At 68.1% G+C, this 19,156-nt stretch carries 16 protein-coding genes; 6 read left to right on the forward strand and 10 right to left on the reverse strand.

Features of this window, described 5'->3' with window-relative positions:
- Positions 1–82: 82 nt before the first annotated feature.
- The 3 genes from WMF22_RS46645 to WMF22_RS46655 are packed head-to-tail and all read right to left on the reverse strand — an operon-like array spanning position 83 to position 6,277.
- Entirely contained in the window at positions 83–1,153 is a 1,071-nt protein-coding gene (locus WMF22_RS46645) for a pentapeptide repeat-containing protein (RefSeq protein WP_438033944.1), read from the reverse strand.
- The gene (locus WMF22_RS46650; RefSeq protein WP_437296282.1) at positions 1,150–3,828 is read right to left on the reverse strand and encodes a DUF2169 domain-containing protein; all 2,679 of its coding nucleotides are present in this window, start codon (positions 3,826–3,828) and stop codon (positions 1,150–1,152) included. Before WMF22_RS46650 ends, WMF22_RS46645 begins: the two co-directional genes overlap by 4 nt.
- 58 nt (positions 3,829–3,886) lie before the next feature.
- Positions 3,887–6,277, reverse strand: a complete 2,391-nt coding sequence (locus WMF22_RS46655) for a type VI secretion system Vgr family protein (RefSeq protein WP_438033945.1) — start codon at positions 6,275–6,277, stop codon at positions 3,887–3,889.
- Positions 6,278–6,611: 334 nt separating this feature from the next.
- Here WMF22_RS46655 and WMF22_RS46660 point away from each other — a divergent pair, with 334 nt between their 5' ends.
- Positions 6,612–6,770 carry a hypothetical protein gene (locus WMF22_RS46660; RefSeq protein WP_438033946.1) on the forward strand — a complete coding sequence of 53 codons (159 nt, stop codon included), beginning with the start codon at positions 6,612–6,614 and terminating at the stop codon, positions 6,768–6,770.
- A 1,337-nt stretch (positions 6,771–8,107) separates the two neighbouring features.
- The gene (locus tag WMF22_RS46665) at positions 8,108–9,292 is read left to right on the forward strand and encodes a 2-isopropylmalate synthase (protein ID WP_438033947.1); all 1,185 of its coding nucleotides are present in this window, start codon (positions 8,108–8,110) and stop codon (positions 9,290–9,292) included.
- On the opposite strand, the gene WMF22_RS46670 is transcribed toward WMF22_RS46665, so the two are convergent.
- Complete coding sequence (locus WMF22_RS46670) at positions 9,276–9,620, reverse strand: hypothetical protein (protein WP_437296288.1); 345 nt, start codon at positions 9,618–9,620, stop codon at positions 9,276–9,278. The two genes, WMF22_RS46665 and WMF22_RS46670, sit on opposite strands and share 17 nt — an antisense overlap.
- 99 nt (positions 9,621–9,719) lie before the next feature.
- Here WMF22_RS46670 and WMF22_RS46675 point away from each other — a divergent pair, with 99 nt between their 5' ends.
- The 3 genes from WMF22_RS46675 (at position 9,720) to WMF22_RS46685 (ending at position 11,468) form a co-directional block, all read left to right on the forward strand.
- A complete protein-coding gene (locus tag WMF22_RS46675) occupies positions 9,720–9,893 on the forward strand; it encodes a hypothetical protein (protein WP_438033948.1) in 174 nt (57 codons plus the stop codon).
- Positions 9,894–10,294: 401 nt separating this feature from the next.
- Positions 10,295–10,471 carry a hypothetical protein gene (locus WMF22_RS46680; protein ID WP_438033949.1) on the forward strand — a complete coding sequence of 59 codons (177 nt, stop codon included), beginning with the start codon at positions 10,295–10,297 and terminating at the stop codon, positions 10,469–10,471.
- Positions 10,472–11,198: 727 nt separating this feature from the next.
- Positions 11,199–11,468, forward strand: a complete 270-nt coding sequence (locus WMF22_RS46685; RefSeq protein WP_437975419.1) for a hypothetical protein — start codon at positions 11,199–11,201, stop codon at positions 11,466–11,468.
- A gap of 447 nt (positions 11,469–11,915) precedes the next feature.
- Here the strand turns inward: WMF22_RS46685 and WMF22_RS46690 are convergent, their stop codons facing one another.
- The 4 genes from WMF22_RS46690 to istA all read right to left on the reverse strand — a co-directional run bounded on the left by WMF22_RS46690 (position 11,916) and on the right by istA (position 16,016).
- The gene (locus tag WMF22_RS46690; RefSeq protein WP_438033950.1) at positions 11,916–13,046 is read right to left on the reverse strand and encodes a GTP pyrophosphokinase; all 1,131 of its coding nucleotides are present in this window, start codon (positions 13,044–13,046) and stop codon (positions 11,916–11,918) included.
- 388 nt (positions 13,047–13,434) lie between these two features.
- Positions 13,435–13,698 (reverse strand): transposase domain-containing protein, encoded by a 264-nt coding sequence (locus WMF22_RS46695; RefSeq protein ID WP_438033951.1) that lies wholly within the window; start codon positions 13,696–13,698, stop codon positions 13,435–13,437.
- Between the two features lie 72 nt (positions 13,699–13,770).
- Complete coding sequence (locus tag WMF22_RS46700) at positions 13,771–14,532, reverse strand: ATP-binding protein (RefSeq protein WP_438032200.1); 762 nt, start codon at positions 14,530–14,532, stop codon at positions 13,771–13,773.
- Entirely contained in the window at positions 14,529–16,016 is a 1,488-nt protein-coding gene (gene istA, locus WMF22_RS46705; RefSeq protein ID WP_438032199.1) for an IS21 family transposase, read from the reverse strand. The genes WMF22_RS46700 and istA overlap by 4 nt, the downstream gene beginning before the upstream one ends.
- 515 nt (positions 16,017–16,531) lie before the next feature.
- Between istA and WMF22_RS46710 the strand changes: the two genes are divergently transcribed.
- Positions 16,532–16,678 (forward strand): hypothetical protein, encoded by a 147-nt coding sequence (locus tag WMF22_RS46710; RefSeq protein WP_438032198.1) that lies wholly within the window; start codon positions 16,532–16,534, stop codon positions 16,676–16,678.
- 54 nt (positions 16,679–16,732) lie between these two features.
- Here WMF22_RS46710 and WMF22_RS46715 read toward each other — a convergent pair whose 3' ends face one another.
- Together WMF22_RS46715 and tnpC are read right to left on the reverse strand one after the other, a co-directional pair.
- The gene (locus tag WMF22_RS46715) at positions 16,733–17,071 is read right to left on the reverse strand and encodes an IS66 family transposase (RefSeq protein ID WP_438037337.1); all 339 of its coding nucleotides are present in this window, start codon (positions 17,069–17,071) and stop codon (positions 16,733–16,735) included.
- Between the two features lie 374 nt (positions 17,072–17,445).
- Entirely contained in the window at positions 17,446–19,128 is a 1,683-nt protein-coding gene (gene tnpC / locus WMF22_RS46720) for an IS66 family transposase (RefSeq protein WP_438032201.1), read from the reverse strand.
- Positions 19,129–19,156: the final 28 nt, after the last annotated feature.

Here is a 19,156-nt window from a genome sequence, read left to right on the forward strand (position 1 = left end):
TGTGTGCGGCGGAGATTCTCCGCGAGCCATCGTCCTCGGGGGCGTTCATCTGGTGTTCCTGCGTCGCGGGGCGGACAACACCCTAGCTCTCCTCTTCGCGCGCAGTTCCGTGCCTGGGCTGCCACATCTCCAGCCGGGCCAGGGCCTCATCGTCGCCGAGCCAGCCCGCGCCGCGGGGAAGCACCGCGCCCGCGCGCTTCGCCAGATGAAACCGGGTGCGGTGGAGGCCGGCTCCCGAGAAATCAGCGCCCGACACGTCGGCGTGGGAGAAATCCGCCTCGCGGAGCTTCGCATCCACGAACGATGCTCCGAGCGCGAGCGCACGGCCGAAGTAGGCCTCCTCCAGCGTCGCGCCGGACAGGTTCGTCCTGGTGAGATCCGCTTTCTCGAAAACCGCTTGCGGGAAATTACCGTTCACGAGGCGCGCTCGTGGCAGCTTCGCCTCACCGAAGAAGCACTGCGGTCCATGGGCGCCTTCGAACGTGGCGTCGCGAAGGTCGGCGCCCATGAAGTTGCACTGAGTGCAATCGACCCCCGCGAAGCTCGCGCCCGCGAGGTCGCTCTTCATGAACTGTGTCCGGAACAGCCTCGTTCCAGCGAAGCTCTTCGGTCCCAGCTTGGCCTCGACCAGCGTGGTCAACGTGAGATTTGCGGCTGTGAGGTCGGCCGTGCGGAGGTCGGCGCGATACAGCGTCGCCTTCTCGAGGTTCGCGCTGGCGAAGCCCGCCTGGTCGGCGTCGATCTCGACGAGGTTCGCGCGGTCGAGGTTCGCGCCGGCGAACGATGCGCCCCGGAGCGACGTCTTCATCCAGCTCGCGAGCGGGGCCTCGGCTTCCGCGAGCGACGCGCCGGCCGCGGTGCACTCGGTGAAGCTCGCCGCGATGAGCTTGCCGCGATCGAAGCGCGCGCGGTCGAGGCTGGATCGGAAGACGCTCGCGAGGTGCAGGTCGGCGCCCGTCAGATCACACCCTGTGAAATCACAGCCAATGAAGACGGATTCCTTGAGGCACGCGCCGCCGAGCGCCTCGGGGAACCGCACCTCCTCGAACAACGCGCCCGAGAGGTCCGCGCCGGCCAGCGCGAGGTGCGACAGATCTTCGCCGCGCACCGGCTCTCCGTGCCGGATCTTGTCGAAGAGCTCGTCCCGATTCATGCGCCGCTCCTCGCAGGGACATCCGCCGTCGGCAAGAAGCGCACGTGATCGACCTCCGCCTCCGCGAACGTCGTCCGACCGTCACCCACCACACGGGAGAGGTCGGCTCGAGCCAGGTTCGCCCCCGTGAAGTTCGCGCCGGCGAGGCGGGCCTTCGAAGCGAGCGAGTCCATCAGGTTCGCCCCAAGGAGCGACGCGTTCGCGAGGTTCGTGCGAACGAGCAGGCTGCCTTTCAGCACCGCGCGCTCGAGGCTCGCGCCAGCGGCGTCGCACTCGGACAGGTCAGCGCCGCCGATGTTGGCCCGGTCGAAGCGCGCGCCCTCCAGCGCCGTCCCGCGGAGGTTTGCCTTCTCCAGGTCGGCGTCACGGAAATCCGCTCTGGGGAACGATGAGCCGTGCACGATGGCGCCCTGGCGGAAGCGCGCCTCACGGAACGAGACCCGATCTCCTCTGCAGCTGACGAAGGTCGTCTTGAGCAGCGTCGCTCGCGAGAAATCGGCGTCGTCCAGCGTGCACTCGACGAGGTTTGCGTCCGACAGGTCCGCCCCCGCGAAGCGCGCGCCGACGAGGTCCGCCTTCAGCATGTTGCACTGACCCAGCTGGGCGCCCGACAGATCGACCGCGCCGATCTTCGCCTCGAGCCAGTCGGCGCCGCTGAGGTTCGCTCCGGCGAACCGCGCGCCTGCGAGCTCGGCGCGGTTCAGGACGGCCTCGGTGAGGTCGGCGCGATCGAGGATCGCGTCGCGCAGCACGGCGGCGCCGAGGTTCGCGCCGGAGAGCCGGGCTCCGGTCAGGTCCGCGCCGCCGAGGTTCGCCCTGGCGAGCACGGCGCCAGCGAGATTCGCGCCGGAGAGATCACAGCCCGACAGGTCCGCCGCCTCGAGGAAAGCGCCCGACAGATCGGCGCCGTCCAGGCGCATCCCGGCCAGGTTCGCCCCCGTGAAGTCACGGTTCGCGAGGCTCTCGTTCGACTCCATCGCGAGCGAGATGACGATTCGCGCCCGCGCCGAGGCTTCGGGATCCATCGCTCCGGCCGCCGGCTGGAGGTGCGCGAAGCTCCGGTACATCTCGCGCAGGCGCTCTTCCTGCTGCACGATCTGCGCTCGGTAGCCCGGGTCGGCGATCGCTTGCTCGAGCTCCTCTAGCGCGCCCCCGTCGGCGCGGGCGTCCTCGGCCATCGACCGCAGCTCCTCGAGATGGGCGGCGGCCGAGAACCTGGGAGGGCCGCCGCCCGTCTTCACCGCCTCGGCCATGACGGCGTCGTAGTCCTGGCCCATCTCCGCATATAGCTCCCGAGCCCTCTCGCGCGCTTCCGCCTGTTTTGCATCGACGCTGTCGAACGCCAGATCCGCGCGTGCTGACTGCTCCTCCATGAAGGTGGCGAGCGCATCGAGATCGTCGAGCGGCGGTGGCTCCTCGTCGGGCGGCAGCTCAGCGACGCCGTGGTCCTTCGGGTCGATCCCCGCGGCCTCGAGGCGAACGCGCGTCTCCGCGAGCTCCCGCTCTTGGCCGCGGCGCCCGTTCTTCAGCGCCAGGTTGTCGCCCTTCAGCCACCGGCCGATGTCGATTTCGCTGAGGCTGATGTTAGGTATGACCCCCGAGGCGCGTGGGGGCATCAGATCGCTATCGGAGATGCCCGCGAGGGCGCCCTTGTCCTTGTCGAGCCGGCGCGCGAGGACCTGCTGGTAATGCTCGGCGGGGCGAGGCGATGACGGGTCCTCGCACGCACAGACGAGGTGAACGATGTCTGCCGCGTCGTCCTCGGCGATCTGGAGCGCGCCGTGGAAGATGACCACGCCGAGCCCGGCCGCGGGGAACAGCCACACCGTGTCGCAGCGCAAGGCGATCTCGTGGAAACGCTCGCCATCCATCGTCCTCTGGGTGACGAAGCTCCGCGCCGAGAGCCCCGGGAGACGTCCGTCGATGTGCGGCTCGCTCGGGTGCATGTTCTCGATGGACAGCGCCTCGTCGCCGCGGAAGAACCCGTCGATCCACTGATCCTCGGGTGCCACGTTGAAGAACGTCGGATCCGCGTCGGGGGGCAAGCCGGGGAAATGCTCCTTGAGCCAGTCGCTGTCGTAGGTGCCGGCGCGCTTCCTGCGCTGCGCGAAGGTGATATCCATCGGCAAGAAGCCCGCCGGCTCTGGTCGCTCCGAGGGGGCGCGCATCAGGAACCCAGCCCCGTAGCGCTCGATATTTGGCAGCGGCTGCACAGCGCGTCCGCCCACCTCGATCGCCTCTGCACCCTTGCCGTACGGGTTCCGGTCGTACTTGGGGCCGCCGAACGCGTGGGCCCAGTCGATCGGCAGCGTCGCGATTGGCGCAGGAGCGGACGGCGCGCCTTCCTGCCAGAAGCGATCGCCGACGACCGCGAGGCGCTTGTCGACGGGTCCGACCCGCGCGCGCACGTAGGAGGCGGGGAGCGGCTTGCCTCCGGGGGCAAAGAAGTGGCCGCACACGAGCAGCTCGCCGCGCGCTTTGGCGACGCCCTCGTCGACGACGCCCTGCGCGCCGAGCTGGGTGGAAATAGCCGTCCAAAACGAGAGCTCGTCGAGGAGCGCCCGGGGCGCGGCCAGCGGGAATGCCAGCATGGCGCCGAGATGGAAGTACGGCTTACGCGCCACCTCGATCACGCGGTGGAGCACGGTCATTTTCATGGGCTTGATGATCTTCATGGCGCGTCGTCGCTCCCCTGGGCGCCCGAGCGGCGCCCCTCGCACGAGTCCTCGGTCCTCACAGCTTCTTGAAGCCGTACGTGCCGATCGACGCCGCCGCCTGGCGCAGGCTGAACGTCTTGATGTCCTGCCCGGCGCCGCATTTTTTGCTCGCGATACCGACGTGATCGATTTTGATCCCGACGCTGTCCGCCTTCATGCCGACCCTCGACGCCGCTATGGCGGTGGCCTCCACCTTCGAGATGTTGATCGACATGTTGATCGCGGTGTTGTCCCACTTGTGCACGCCTGCCGAGTTCTTCGTATAGAACGTCTCAATGAGGGCGTCGGTGTGTTTGTACACCTTCGCCGGCGCCGTGATGGTCACCTCCTTCGCGTCGAGCGTGATCTTGGTCGGGCTCTTCACCGTGACCGTCCCGCTCGTGCTCTCGATCTTGATGTCGCCCTTCACGGTGTGCGACCACGCCCCCTTGATGTCCGCCGTCCACCCCAGCTTGACGTCGGTCTTCCACGATCCGTAGTCGTCGTGGTTCTGGCCGCTGATCTTTTGCAACCAGCTCCCCAGCACATCCTGCTTGCCGCCGGCCTCGATGGTCTGGGTGAACCCGCCGTGGATGTCCTGCGTCATGCCGCCGCTCTCGACCTTGTCGGTCCGGCCCGAGCGCACCTTGATGTTCTGGTGGCTGTTGTAGAACTCGTTCGAGTCGCCGTCGACGTTGATCGTGTGGACGCCGGCGTAGTGGATGGTCGCGTCGTCGCTGACGTCGACGTAGTACTTGCCGCCGACGTTCTGCCACCACTCGCCGCACACGTTGAAGCCGGCGTTGCCCTCCGTATAAACGTAGAACATGCAGTCGACGGGCTGCATGTCGGGGTTCGCGTCCGGCGTCTTCGGGGGCACGACGAACGCCTGGTGGGTGGGGCCGCCCATGTGGACGTTGGTCGCGCCGACCGGGGTGAACAGGTCGATGTGCTGCTTGCCCTCGAGGTCCTCGACGACCATGTGGTTGCTGCCGCCCGTGCGCAGCACGTTCTGGGTCAGGTTGCGGCTCGTGACCGTGCTCGGCCGGTGGGCGTTCGGCACCACGCCGGCGATGAACGGCCGGTCCGGGTCGCCGCCCTGGAACGACACCATGACCTCGGTCCCCTTGCGGAGCGGGAAGTGCCAGCCCTCGACCGTGCCGCCGTGCGGCTGCATCATGCGCAGGTATGTCGACGTTGCGCCGTCTGGCAGGTCGCTCGCGTCGAACTTGAGGCGGAGCAGGTAACGACCCATGTCGTCGATCTGGGCATACTGGCTGTCGCTGGGCCCGTCGACGACGCCGTTCTCGAAGCCGTAGATCCGCGGCCACGGCGTCGCCTGGGCCGCCCTGAACTGCACGTCGGCCGGGATCGCCACCACCTCGACGCGGTACGTCTCGTCCACGGCCATCCCCGTGAAGCGCGTGATGTCGAGCGAGCCGCCCGTGATCGCGGCCGCGTGCCGCACCTCGACGGCCAGGTAGCGCGTGGGCACGTCCGAAGGCCCGTCCTCCAGCTCGAAGACGTAGCCGGCCCGCAGCCCTGTCGCGTTGCCGGTCGCGTGCAGGGTGAGCTCACGGCACGCCATCGACTCCGCCTTGACCTGGGCCAGCCGTGTCGCCTCGTCCTGCGTGAAGACGCGGTAGCCGTACTCGCGCACCTCGCCGTGGCCGCTCTTCGACACGGCGTGCTCTCCCGACACCGAGGCGGCCGGGTTCGCGTAGTTGTAATCGTTGATCCGCACCGCGGCCGGCAGCGCGCTGAGATCGACGTGCACCTCCCGGAAGCACTCGCCCGCCGACACGTCGTGGCTCGAGGTCGGGTGGTAACGAACCCGGCCGTTGCCGCTCAGCGGCTCGTGCTGATCCTTGCTGTCGACGATGACCATGACCTCGGCGCCGCCGTCGTCGACCGGGTGCTCGAAGTGGTAGTAGAGCCCCTCGCGCTCGAGCCATCGATGGGTGAAGTCGAGGTGGCTCTCCCGGTATTGACAGACGAACTCCTCTTCCGGATAGCGGTCCGTGTCGACGCTGAACCGGAAGTCGCTCGTCGTGAGGCCGCCGTGCGTGAGCGTCTTCGTCAGGAAGGCGTCGATCTTGCTCTTCGTGTGGACGAAGCTGCGCACCGAGTGGCGCTGGAGCCACAGCCTGGGCACGAGCGACCCATGGTAGAGCGCGCGGTCGGCCGACTCGCGCAGCAGCCGGAGGCGCACGAACACGCCGTGCCAGCACATCGGCGGCGCGTCGGCGCCGCGCTGGAGCGTGAGCGTCGCCGGGGCGTTGATCGCGGCGCGGACGTCGGTGCCCGCTGGCACCGTGAACAGGACGTCGAACTCGAACGGTCGGCACAGCGCCTCGGTGCCCTTGAAGCCGACGGCCCGGGCGGCCGGCAGCGCCGCGCAGTGCATGGCAAGAACGTCCACGCTCATGAGCTCCCCACCAGGTTGTGGTCCACCCGAGGCCCCCTTCAACGCAGCGGCCGCGCGCGGACGATGTCGCCACCGCGAACCCTACACAGAAGCGCGCCCGACGCGCAAGGTCGTGGATGTCGCCGCACGACACCGTCGCGTGGTGGTACCCTGGCCGAGCGAGGAGGCGACGCCGATGGACGGGGAACCCGAGTCTGAGCTCGTGCGGCACCCTCGTCCGCGCGACGGGTCCCGGCATCCATGGACGTTGGCCCATTGGCCCAGCACGCCTTCCACGTTAACGTTATCCCAGCGCCGCCACGTGGACGAGCGTGCTGCTGGACGCGGCCTCGTGATGCTCGCTTTGCTGCTCGTCGGCCCCTTCGTCGCTGCCGCCCGCCGCAGGCGCGCGCTCGAGCGCGCGCGCTTCGAGCTGGAGGTCGAGATCGACGCGCTCGAGTACAAGCTCCGCCTTGGCGGCATGCGGAGCCCAGGCGACTCACCGTATCGATGAGCGGCGATGAGGAGCAAGGACGCGATGCGCCCGCTCCCGGCTGTCTGGCGACGGGAGGTTGGGATCGGCGCTCTTCGTCTCAAGAGGAACTCCGCAAGGGCGCCGGGACGCAAGCCGCCATGACCTGGGGCCTATCTGCTCACGTCGGGAAATGAGAAATCATGCAGCGCTGGTTGCGCCCGACCGCGAGAACGCCTTCGGATGTAAGGCATCATGCAGGCCTGCCTGCGAGAACCGATCCGAGAGTAATATGGCATACATGGATGCCTGCTGGAATCGACTTGATAGTAGTTCATCACACGGAATTTCCTGCGAGAGGAGGCACCCTATGTAGCGCGAAATACAGACCTGTCTTCTGCGGCGCTCCTACGCCTCCCTGGGAAGGCAAGGCTGCCTGATTTTCCACCGCCCGGGTCCAGCGCCGCCAGGCTGCCGCGCAAGCGGCTGCCGCGCCCGATCACGGCGCGCGGCGGAGCGCGCCGCCGCGCGCTGCGTAGAGCACCGTGTGCGTCACGAAAGGCACCGCCGTGGGATCTTGCTCGCGTCCGCGCGAACACTCCATCCACTCGACCTCGGGCAAGCTGAGCGCCCCGTGGCACGAGCACATGTTGAGGCGCTGAGGCCGTATCGTGGTGTCGAGGGTCGACCAGCACGAGGCATCGGGGCGCCACACGGCGCCGCCCTGGCACTTCCACCCTCGATGACAACCCGGCTGACTCGCTGCGATGATCGCCGCGAGCACGACGAGGGTGTGCGATGCGACGGCGCGTTTCGCGAGCGCCGCCCCCGCTCAGGGCTCGAACTTGACCGCGACCGGCGAAGGCTGGTCGCCGACCCTTGGCTCACGCCGAGCTGCCCCTCGGCGTTGTAGTCGTTGCCAGAACAGTAGACCTCGGCGCCCTCGCGCGCGCACGTATGTCTGCCGCCCGCGGCCACCTCGTCGATGCCTGCCGCGAGCGGCGCGAGGACGTTCACTGGAGAAGCCGAGCTCGTCTGTCCGCTTGTCCTCCATCACCGTGCGGCGAAGTCTGGCATGATCGAAGCTCCCGGAGCGGCAGGTGTCCCGGAGCAGCAAGTTGCTCCTTGGTCAGCTTTTTACGCTGCTGCTCTCCGCGCGGAAAGCCGCTCCCGCCGGCGGGCGCGGTGGTCCGGCCCTGCGGGCGTGGGCGCCGGGCGCCGGCTCGATGCGCCCGCGGCGCGGGGCGCGGTGCTCGCCGTGCGCTGCTGGGACCTGCTCCGGCGGCCGACATGAAGTAATCTCTCCCCCCAGCGCGGATCGACGCGATGCGCCGCGCCCGCGCCACGCCGAGAGCCCCCTTCGAGATGAGATACAGCGCATGAGCGCCGACGGCCGGGATCCCGGCGCTGCGGCCACCTTCGACTGGAACCGCGCCGAGCCGGCGCCCGGGGAGCGCCCGCCGCGCCCTGGCGGGCAGCTGTCGCCCCCTGGCGGGCAGCTGTCGCCCCCTGGCGGGCAGCTGTCGCCCGCCGGCTCCGGCGGGCTGCAGCCGCCCCGCGATGACCTTCAGCCCCCCGGTGGCCCTCAGCCGCCCCCCGGCAGCCTGGCCCCCGACGCGTGGGGCGCCGCGCGCGCCGAGGGCGAGGCGTGGCTGCCCTTCGACCGGGGAGCCCGGCCCGTCGAGGTGCTCGACGAGACGCTGCGCGACGGCATCCAGGGCGTCTCCACGGTGAACCCGCCGCGCGCGCTCAAGATCGAGCTCCTCCACGCGATGGCGAGCGTCGGCGTCGACGTCGTGAACCTTGGCATGCCGGCGACCGGGCCGCGGCAGTTCGACGACGCGTGCCTGCTCGCCCGGGAGATCGTCGCGTCCCGCCTGCCGCTCGGCCTGACCGCGGCCGCGCGCACCCTCGCCGCGGACGTCGAGGAGGTCGCCCGGGTGGCCGAGCGCACCGGGGCGCCGATCATGGTCTACGCGTTCATCGGCAGCTCGCCGATCCGGCACTTCGTCGAGGGGTGGGGGCCTGATTTCCTGGCCCGCAGCGTCGACGAGGCCGGGCGGGCGGCCGCGGCGGCTGGCCTGCCCTTCTGCCTCGTCGCGGAGGACGCGACCCGCTCGCCGCCCGACATGCTCCGCACGCTCTTCCGCGCCGCCGTCGACGCCGGCGCGGCGCGCCTCTGCCTTTGCGACACGACCGGCCATGTCACCCCGCCGGGCGTCGAGGCGCTCGTCGCGTTCGCCCGGCGCGAGCTGGGCGCGCTCGGGGCGACCGGGATCGAGCTCGACTGGCACGGCCACAACGATCGCGGGCTCGGCCTCGCGGCAGCGCTCTGGGCGGTGGCGAGCGGCGTCGAGCGGGTCCACGCCACGGCGCTCGGCGTCGGGGAGCGGACGGGCAACACCTGCCTCGAGCTGCTCGTCGACAACCTCGGCCGCCTCGGCGCGCGCCCCCCGGTGCCGCGCGAGCGCCTCGTGGCGTACTGCGCGGCCGCGTCGCGCGCGCTCACCTGGCCCATCGCGCCGGACCACCCGATCGCGGGGGCGCTCAGCCGCCGGGGGTGACGCTGCCCCCGCCGACGCTGCCCCCGCCGACGCGCGCCAGGGCGGCGCGGACGATGGGCGCAGCGGGCGCGACCGCGTCCGCGAGCTCGCCGACGCGTCCGGCCGCGCGCTCGGCGCGGGCCCACGCCGAGGAGAAGCCGAGCGTGCCGGGCGGATGGGCCTCGGCGAGGGCGATCGCCTGCCGGAGGTCGTCGCCGACCGCCGCGATGGCGTGGAGATCTGCCACGCTGGCCCCGCGGGAGCGCGCCTCGGCGTAGAGCGCGCGCACGATGCCGAGCAGGTCGCGGGCGGCCTCCAGCGGGAAGGGGTCGTGGCGGATCGAGAGCACGCTGGCTGCAGATCAGGCGGACCGGGCGGGGGCGTCAAGCAGGGGGCGGCTCGTGGGCGTCCGGATGCTCCGGTTTGAAACTTGCAGCGGAAGATCGTCATGAACCACGGCACGCATGAGCTCGCGAAGACCGACATTCCCGGCGACGACGAGGATGCCCCGCTGCCGCCGAACCCGGGGGATCCGGGGCCGGAGCAGCCGGAGCCGCCGTCGCCCGATCCGACGGAGGACCCGCGCTTCCCGCCGCTGGGCGACTTCCCGCGCGGGGTTTGAGGCGAGGTGAGGGCTGCGGCTGGCCGGGTGAGGTAAGCGGGGTGAGGAGTTGGAGGTAACGAGTACCGCGAGTCTATCGCCTCACCACAGTCGCCTGGGATGCTTGTCCCATCGGACAGGCGGCAGCAGGTGTTTCTTTCGTCGAGCTCTTCAGCGACAGCGGCAATCAAGCCCAGCCGACGCCAGTAACGGAACGGAGAGCCGTCGAGCGAGCCGCCTCGGACGTAGTGAACGAGCGGGTGAACGGGACGGTGCCGAACTCGCTGACACATACCTTGACCATCCACGTTGCCGGTCGCGCTCTGGCCCTCGTGTGCAAGGACCGCTTGGACGTAATGTGGCCCAGGTCACCTATTGACGCCGCCTTCCGTTAGGAGAAGCATCCGGGATCGGGGGAGCGCATGGGGCACGGGCTGAAGGCAAAGGCGCGCGTGCTCGTCCTGTGCGGCTGTGCCTGCGCGCTCGCCAGTAGTGTTCCGGTGCCGGCACACGCACTCGAGTTCAGCGGCGGCGTCAGCGTGGGCGGGATCCAGATCGGGATCGAGCCCAGGCTGGCCGTGAGCCCCTTCTCCGGGTGACTCTGGCGCAGCGAGGGAGACTTCAGGCTCGAAGCCCACAACATGCTCAGCATCGTTCCAGGCGCTGGTGTGGGGCTCTACGACCGAACGGCTGTCACTCTTGGGTATGCCACGAAGACAACGACCGTCAGCCTCGGGCCGTCCCTTGCGATTTACTCAATGCCGGTGTGTGGTGCCGTGATCTGTGACCGCGTGGTGGGGGTTGCTCCAGGTGGCCGTGCCCAGTCCGAGTGGTACTTCGCCGGGCCCTTGGGCGTGTCCTCCAGCGTCCATGTGGACTGGGCTGGCGGCAGTAGTCGCGTTCTCCCCGGAAGTCTGGTTGTGATGGTGACCACTGGACCGGTCTGGAGATTTAGGGTAAGGTCAAAATGAATAAGATATTTGTTGTTCTGTTCTTTGGGCTCACGGCGTGCAATTACGATGTGGGAGAGTGCTGGGTCCGCGGGGAGGGAAATGAAGGTGCCGGCGGTAGCATCATCACTCCGACGGGAGGGGATGGGGCCTTCGGGTATGTGCCGGCAAGGCCGCAAAACGCACCGGTCGGAAGCGGATCCTATGAGGCGATGGCAGGGTGCACTCCCGACTGCCTAGAGGCATGCAAGGAAAAGTGCGACAAGATATGGGAACGATGCTGGGACAATTGCCCAAAAGGGGACAGGAACTGTCGGAGCCAATGCACCGAGGAACTTGGGCGATGCCTCAAAGATTGTGACAAGAGGTGTAAGTGATGATGGATCTGGTTTTCAAGGTGACCGGAGAGGGCGGCGAGTCGCGTGACATCCTGGTTCGCATCCACGAGCCGACCCGAAACACACCGGACAAAAAGTGGCCGTGGGTTATTCCTGTGGAAGTTGACGGGCGCAGCTACAACGTACCCGGGGAGGATCCTCTGGATGCGATCGAGGGCGGAGCTCGTCACGCCGCGATCCTGTTGCGCGAGCTCCATGGCGATACGCTCGATCCGCCCATCGAGCCGCGGATTAAGGAGGTCCAATAATCGACTCACGGATGCGCCAAGCCTACCCATCGCTGGGACCAAGGCGTACTCGGCTTCAGCCCCGTGGGTGCTGCTCGAAGACGGACGGCTCGCTCGGCTCTGAGGACCAGCCTGTGGCAGGGAGGCCGGCCTGCGCCGCGTTGCCTGGGGTTGGGGATCTCCGCGGGCCCGCGGCAGCGCGGGAGCGCGTCCTCACGAGCACGGACCTCGCCGAGCTGGACCGCTGGAGCCGCCAGGCCGCCGGCATCAGCGGCGATCGAGAGCTCCTCACCCACCTCGGCCTCTCAGAGGGAACCCCGTGCCATGACATCGGGGCACACGCAGGTCACACGGCGCCGTCCGGCCTCCTCGAAGCGCGCGGACCGGAGATCTCCGGCCCGCGGCGGCGTGGGAGCCCGTCCTCGCGAGCACCGACCTCGCCGAGCTGGATTGCTGGATCCCCTACTCCTACGTCACAGCATCGCTTTTCGGAGATATATCTCCTTGTTCATTCTCGGCGCCGGACGTCTCCAGCATGGGGTCGTAGGCGCGCGTCTCGACCTCCTGATTTTTCATGCGTTCAAGCCGATCGCGCTCTCTGCTTTGAAACCAAGGCTCGTTGGCCCATAGGTGACGCTGAAGATAATTTTCGCCCATGCCCGCGAGTAGCATGTACTCGAAGCGGGTCGTTTGGCCATGGCGTCCTCCACCCGCTATCCTGCTTAAGTGGTCGTCGCTGTATCCATGGATACAACTTTCGACCTGGTCCAGGGTCTTAAATCCGAGCTTCTTTAGGAGCTTCGCAACCCAAATATACGAGAAGTCGGATATGCGACCATCTCGCCCTAGTCTTTTGTCGAGAAACGCCTTTACTGAATCTGGCGTTACTTCCACCTGGTCTAGCTGCCCCTCCTCCACACGGGATCTGGCTTCATCGGTAAGTTTTCTGTCGGCGTCCTGTATCGCCTGGAACTCGCGATCGGCGATCTCGAGCATTCCCGCAAGCGACATAAATCGACGGCGAATTTCGGTCGGTATGACAGAGGTCGATTTGTACTGGATGTCGTGTTCGATCTCTGCCCATGCATGCTGAAGAATCGTGCGTACCTGGATCTCGGCTGTTGTGTCCGCAAAAGGTCCGTACTCTGGAAGTCGTGTCCGGTGTGTTGTAAGCTTGACCAGATAGTGAATGCTTTGATACCCGAACCGGTCTTCTTCTATCAGCTTTGCGCCCTTGTTTGTTCGTTCGATCACGCTGAGCTCTTCAGGCAGCATGTTGTCGATTTCTGCCAGCGTGCTCGGAAAATATGTTATTATGCGAATTCCTGCCAGGTCGGTAATCTGGGCGAGAGGATTTGTGTACTTGGGTTTTGTCGGGTCTTGGTCCGAGGGCTGCGATGCCTTTTTGCCGAAGCTCGATGGATCTTTTGCTCGTGCATTGACCGAGTGGACATTGATGTTTCGGCGTTTGAGTGATTCTTCGAGGATGCGCTTCACAACGGAGGCAAGGTCCGTATAGAACCCATGTCGTTTTAAGTATGCAGTGACCGCAGCCTCTTCATGCGTCTTGAAGTCGAACAATTTGTCCGGCTCTGCCATTGCTTCGCTCCATCGCCTAGAGCGTATCCGTCCTGTAGACCCCATCCTCGCGTGGTGCGTGGCGTCGCCGTAGATTCGCGACCCGATGCGAGAGGAAGAGCGGTCTGCGGCGAAGGGTGGCTGGGCCCAGCAGCGAGCGGAGGAAACGGCGGTCGACGCTGAGGTCACCGCCCGCGTGCACGTCGCCCGCAGGCGCGCGGCGGCGAAGCCGCGTGCCGCCGATGCCTCTGCCGGGCCCGAATCGTCGACAAGGCGCCGGAAGCCACGCGTCGACCGCGCAAGCGCCGAAGAGCCGGCACCAGCGCGCCAAAGCCGGCGAGCTGCGCGCCCGGCAGCCGGAAAGCATGCGTCCGTGCCCACGGCAGCGGACGGCGACGCCGACGATCGATCAGCTGGGCGTCGCGTCCGGCGCCCGGGGCCACGGACTGGCCGCGAGCCGCTGCCGAGCGTCGGCGTTCTCGAGGGTCTGCTTCCAGGACTTCGGAGCGAGCTCGATGACCCGCTCGGGAGGCCAGGTGGGCAGCATGATCAGCACGTCGCGCAAGTAGGCCCAGGGCTCGATGCCGTGCAGCGCGCAGGAGGCGATGAGCGACACGATGGTGGCGTTCCTGTTGATGATCGCGGCAATCCGCGGAGATTCGGTGAAGTTCACCGGTGAAATCCGCGCCCGGTGCCGGTGAAACCCGCACCCGACGCCGGTGAAGTTCACCGGTGAAGAGGCCGCTCAGTGCTTTTTGGTGCGGCGCTGCTTGGTGCGGATGGCACTCAGCTCCTTGGCTTCCTTGAGCCGGTAGCTCTCGGCCTCGATCTCGATCACCTCGGCCCGGTGCACGAGCCGGTCGACGAGCGTAACGACGCAGGCGGCGTGCGGAAAGACCTGGCCCCAGTCGGAGAAGGCCTTGTTCGTACTGAGCAGGATCGGCTTCTGCGCGTCGTAGCGACGGGTGACGACCTCGAATAGCAGGTCGGCGTAGCGGCCATCGTAGGAGAGATAGCCGACTTCATCGATGCAAAGAAGGGCTGGAACCGTGTAGCGGTGCAGCCGGCGCGCGAGCGCGGCCGAGGACTCCTGCGCGGCGAGGTCGGCAAGCATGTCGCTCGCGGTCGAGAAGCGGACCGTGTGACCGCGGACGACGGCCTGGTGGGCGACGTTCTTGAGGATCATGGTCTTGCCGACGCCGTTGGGGCCGACGAGCACGGCGTTGTGGCCGGTGGCGAGGAAGCCGGGAGCGAAGAGGTCGTCGACGGCCTCGCGGTCGATTTTCTTGGGCCAGGACCAGTCGAAGTCCGCCATGGGCTTGAAGGCGGCTACGCGGGAGTTTTTGAGGCGGCGATCGAGGCTGCGTTTTTGGCGCTCGCGCTCCTCAATGGCGAGCACCTCGCGAAGCCAGGGCTTTTCGGCGAGCTCCTCCCAGCAGGCCAGCAGACCAAACAGGCCGAGGCTTTTCAGGCGGGCCTTGGTCTCGGTGGGCGTTAGATCGGTCATGGCGTCGGGTCCTTCTTCAGGGCGTCGTAGGTGGCGAGCGAATGCGGCGTGACGACGAGGGCGGCGTGCTGGCCGCGCGTGACGGGGATCGAGACTGGAGGCGGCAGGTGGCGCTCGGAGCGCCGGCGGTCGATCACCTGGCGCACGGCGCCGACGTGAATGGTGTCGCGCTCGAGCACCTCGACGAGCGCCTCTTCGAGCTCGGCGGCGCCGACGGCGTCGAGCAGGTGCAGAAGCCGGGCGATGGCGCTGCCGACGTTGTCTCCGCGCTCGGCGAGGATGCGCAGGAATGCCTGGCTGCTGCGGGCGGCGCGGGCGAGGCGATCGAGGCCGCGATGCTCGCGGGCGCGGCGCTTCTCGTCGACCAGGCGCTGGATGTGCTCGGGTTGCTCGATCTGCTGGCCGCGGTCCCACGAGCGGACATGGGTCGCGACGATCTCGTTGCCGTCAGCGATGCGCACCTGTTCGAGGTCGGCGAGGACGACGAGCGTGCGGCTCGTCCGGTCGTGGGGAACAGAATAGTCGTTGAGATCGAAACGCGCGTAGGGGGTCTTTCCGATCTCGACCTCGACGCGCTCATGGGCTGGAAACGGCGTGTCGGGGTGCCCGAGCAGCACACGGCTCTCGTCGTCGAAGGCCTGCCGCACGGTGCGGGCGCGGTCCTCGACCCAGGAGCGATCGAGCGCTGCGGAGCTGGTCCACTCGGTCGCTTGTCGGTTGAGGTCGTCGAGATCGGTATAGGTCCGGGCCTCGAAGAATGCCTCGCGGACGTAGCGGATGGCGCGCTCGACGCGGCCCTTCTCGTTGCCGCGAGCGACGGCGACGGGGCGCGGCTCGAAGCGGTAGTGCGCCGACAGAGCCAGGAGCATGGGGTGGAACCGGATCGCGTCGCCGTGACGCTCCACGACAGCGCTCTTGAGGTTGTCGTAGAGCAGCACGCGCGGGACGCCGTCGATGTCGGCGAACGCCTCGACGTGCCCGCGAACGAAGAAGGGCATCGCTGCGCTGGGGAAGAAGCGCAGGAAGATCCGCCGCGAGTAGCTGAGCACCATGACGAACGCCCAGAGCGGGCGCAGCGCCCGGCCGACAGCCAGCTTGCCGAAGTGCGCCCAGTCGACCTGCGCTTGCTCGCCGGGCAGCGTGCGCAGCCGCTGGAATGCCTCTGCCGGCTTCTTGGGGCGGAGACGACCGATCACTCGGCGCAGATGATCGGGACCGCCCGGATAGCCGCGCTCCTTGAGCATGCCGAAGAGGCGACTCGAGCGCAGCGAGGGATACTTGCCGAGCTGCTCGACGATGAAGGGCACGAACGGGTCGACCATCGACGGGCGCGGCGCGACGACCTTCGGGTCGACGCCCGCTTGCCCGAGCACGCGCTGAACGGTGGTGTGGTGCAGCCCGAGCTGAGCGGCAATGGTGCCCACGGGCCACTTCTCACCGTGGTAGAGGCGCAGCACCTCGGCCTCCTTCTCTTTCGCGATCACCGCCGCCTCCCGTCACCGCGGAGGGCTTCGTGGGACGCGGGGAGCGCGTCGGTGAACAGCTGACCGAGCGCGCCGCTCGCGCAGGGCCCAGGGCGGAAGCCGCGCTCCGCAGAGCGAGCAGCGGCCGACATCTCGGATCCAATCGTCATTGTTGTCCTTTCGGCCGGGGGTGATCTCCGGCGCGAGCTGGGACATCGACGCGGCCGCGGCTTGTGTCACCCTGTGATGCGTCACTTTCTGCGCGGAGAACTTGTCCCGCTGCCGGTCCCGATACCGGGCCTGGCGAGCGGCATGGAGGCGGCGAGCGCGAAGCTGCGTCTGGTAGGCCGCGCCGGCGCGGCGGAGCGACTCACGACGCTGGAGCGGGCGGCAGTCGGGGCAGAGGCGCTGGCCGCGATCGCAGCGACGGCAGAGGCGAAGCTGGACGCGGCAGCGGGCGCAGTGGGCGAGGCGGTAGGCGGACGAAGGCAACGGGCTCCATGACGCCGCTTTCTGGACCTGGAGCCCGGCTTGTGATGAAGGTGGGGGACTCCGGCAACGCGGAGCTCCAGAAGGCCCGAGGGTGGCAGCCCTCGGGCCTTCGACTTTTCGGCGGGCGTAACGTCTACGCCGCGGAGGCGAGCGTGGCCCAGATCGGCGTGGGGACCGGCGGTGAACGGTGAACGCCGCCGATCATGGGGCCGCGGTCTTCACCGATCGGACGCGGGACGCGATGCTCACCGACAGTTCCACTCGGCGCCGTCCTTGCTGCCCACGAAGAGCCAGTTCTTACGGCCCACGGCTTCACGGCGGAGCTCAAGCTCGCTCCGGTTGTTGTCGAGGCGGAGCCGGCCATCCTCGAGGAAGCGAGTGAGTGCGGTCCATTGGTTGAGCGCGTAGCCGATGGCGCCTGCGATGGGGCTCCTCGGCAGGACGAGCAGGTCCTCTGTCTCAAGCCACGCGCGGAAGGCCACGAGCACGGGCTCGGCATCCGTCCGGCGCTGCTCGGTTCGACGGTTCGGAACCAGCTCCTTGGTCGCCTTGTCGATCGCGTAGAGCTTGCGAATGAAGCCGATGGCTACCGTGTATCCGTCCTGTAGACCCCATCCTCGCGTGGTGCGTGGCGTCGCCGTAGATTCGCGACCCGATGCGAGAGGAAGAGCGGTCTGCGGCGAAGGGTGGCTGGGCCCAGCAGCGAGCGGAGGAAACGGCGGTCGACGCTGAGGTCACCGCCCGCGTGCACGTCGCCCGCAGGCGCGCGGCGGCGAAGCCGCGTGCCGCCGATGCCTCTGCCGGGCCCGAATCGTCGACAAGGCGCCGGAAGCCACGCGTCGACCGCGCAAGCGCCGAAGAGCCGGCACCAGCGCGCCAAAGCCGGCGAGCTGCGCGCCCGGCAGCCGGAAAGCATGCGTCCGTGCCCACGGCAGCGGACGGCGACGCCGACGATCGATCAGCTGGGCGTCGCGTCCGGCGCCCGGGGCCACGGACTGGCCGCGAGCCGCTGCCGAGCGTCGGCGTTCTCGAGGGTCTGCTTCCAGGACTTCGGAGCGAGCTCGATGACCCGCTCGGGAGGCCAGGTGGGCAGCATGATCAGCACGTCGCGCAAGTAGGCCCAGGGCTCGATGCCGTGCAGCGCGCAGGAGGCGATGAGCGACACGATGGTGGCGTTCCACTCGGCGCCGTCCTTGCTGCCCACGAAGAGCCAGTTCTTACGGCCCACGGCTTCACGGCGGAGCTCAAGCTCGCTCCGGTTGTTGTCGAGGCGGAGCCGGCCATCCTCGAGGAAGCGAGTGAGTGCGGTCCATTGGTTGAGCGCGTAGCCGATGGCGCCTGCGATGGGGCTCCTCGGCAGGACGAGCAGGTCCTCTGTCTCAAGCCACGCGCGGAAGGCCACGAGCACGGGCTCGGCATCCGTCCGGCGCTGCTCGGTTCGACGGTTCGGAACCAGCTCCTTGGTCGCCTTGTCGATCGCGTAGAGCTTGCGAATGAAGCCGATGGCTACCGTCGCGCGGTCCCGGTCGGAGGTCATCGCCTCGAAGAACTTCCGCCGGCAATGGGCCCAGCAACCGACCTCGGTCACCCCCTCGGTGCGGAAGAGCTGCTCGTAGACGTTCGAGGCGTCGGCCTGGACATAGCCCTTGTAGCCGCGAAGGAACTCCTTCGGGCCATCCTGGTTGTGATGCGGCGTGAAACGGAACAGGACGTGATCTCGGTCCGCCACCAGGACCCAGAAGTGGCCCCGCCGACACTTGTCCTTTGCTTGCACGAGCACGCCGGTGGCGTCGATGGCGATGCAGTGCGCGTTCAGGGCGTCCTTGGCCATCGCCCCGACGAGGATCGCGAGCTTGTCGGCGCACGCCTCGACCCAGCCGCACAGCGTCGAGCGCGAGAGGTGAAGGCCCCAGCGCTCGAACATCTTCTCCTGCCGGTGGAGCGGCAAGTGGTCGGCGTACTTGCTGACCAGCACGTGCGCGAGCAACCCCGGACCGGCGAGGCTGCGCGGGACAGGGCTGTCGGGGACGTCGGCGATCGTGATGCCTTGCTCGGGCTCACCTTTGACCGCGAACTTCGGCCTCACGATCTGCAGTCGCACGAAGCTCGCGGGCCGCCACTCCAGCGTCTCCGACACCTCCTCGCCGATGCGGACAAGCGCGGTCGCGCGCTCGTCCTGCGCCTCCGGCGGCAACAGCTCGATCCGCTCGACCGGCAGATGCTCGGGCAGCCGTTGCCGCCCGTGCGGGCGAGCCTGGCGCCCCTTGTCCCCGCCTCCGGAGGAGCCGTTCGGCGCCGCGCCATCGCCACCGTCGGGTGAGCCGGTCGCGCCCGCATCCGGCTGCGCCCCGGTGCCCGCGAGCATCTGCACGATCGCATCGAAGGCGAGCTGCATCTGCCCGGGGTCGACGTGCTCGGCCTTCTGGCCGAAGATGTGCCGGCGAAGCCGCTCCAGCTCGATGCTGGCGAGCTCGTAGAGCTTGCGGTACTCGTCCCGCTCGTGGGCAGCGCGCGCGAGCTTGTCCTTGAGCTCGCGAATCTGCTCTTCGACCGGCTTGCTCACGACGCGGTAAGTACTCGTGAGCTCTTGCTTTTTGAAGGGGCTTGTGGAGGAAAATTCATGTCGCTCGAGGCAATGCAACCGTGGGGGCTACCCAGGAGCGTGCGAG

Origin of the sequence: Sorangium sp. So ce204, assembly GCF_051526795.1 — a bacterium.
Taxonomy (GTDB): Bacteria; Myxococcota_A; Polyangia; order Polyangiales; family Polyangiaceae; genus Sorangium; species Sorangium cellulosum_B.

Excerpts from the sequence above, each read along its gene's own strand:
- WMF22_RS46645 (WP_438033944.1), bottom strand. The coding sequence starts at position 1,153 with ATGAATCGGGACGAGCTCTTCGACAAGATCCGGCACGGAGAGCCGGTG.
- WMF22_RS46650 (WP_437296282.1), bottom strand. The coding sequence starts at position 3,828 with ATGAAGATCATCAAGCCCATGAAAATGACCGTGCTCCACCGCGTGATC.
- WMF22_RS46655 (WP_438033945.1), bottom strand. The coding sequence starts at position 6,277 with ATGAGCGTGGACGTTCTTGCCATGCACTGCGCGGCGCTGCCGGCCGCC.
- WMF22_RS46660 (WP_438033946.1), top strand. The coding sequence starts at position 6,612 with ATGCTCGCTTTGCTGCTCGTCGGCCCCTTCGTCGCTGCCGCCCGCCGC.
- WMF22_RS46665 (WP_438033947.1), top strand. The coding sequence starts at position 8,108 with ATGAGCGCCGACGGCCGGGATCCCGGCGCTGCGGCCACCTTCGACTGG.
- WMF22_RS46675 (WP_438033948.1), top strand. The coding sequence starts at position 9,720 with ATGAACCACGGCACGCATGAGCTCGCGAAGACCGACATTCCCGGCGAC.
- WMF22_RS46680 (WP_438033949.1), top strand. The coding sequence starts at position 10,295 with ATGGGGCACGGGCTGAAGGCAAAGGCGCGCGTGCTCGTCCTGTGCGGC.
- WMF22_RS46685 (WP_437975419.1), top strand. The coding sequence starts at position 11,199 with ATGATGGATCTGGTTTTCAAGGTGACCGGAGAGGGCGGCGAGTCGCGT.
- WMF22_RS46690 (WP_438033950.1), bottom strand. The coding sequence starts at position 13,046 with ATGGCAGAGCCGGACAAATTGTTCGACTTCAAGACGCATGAAGAGGCT.
- WMF22_RS46700 (WP_438032200.1), bottom strand. The coding sequence starts at position 14,532 with ATGACCGATCTAACGCCCACCGAGACCAAGGCCCGCCTGAAAAGCCTC.
- WMF22_RS46710 (WP_438032198.1), top strand. The coding sequence starts at position 16,532 with ATGAAGGTGGGGGACTCCGGCAACGCGGAGCTCCAGAAGGCCCGAGGG.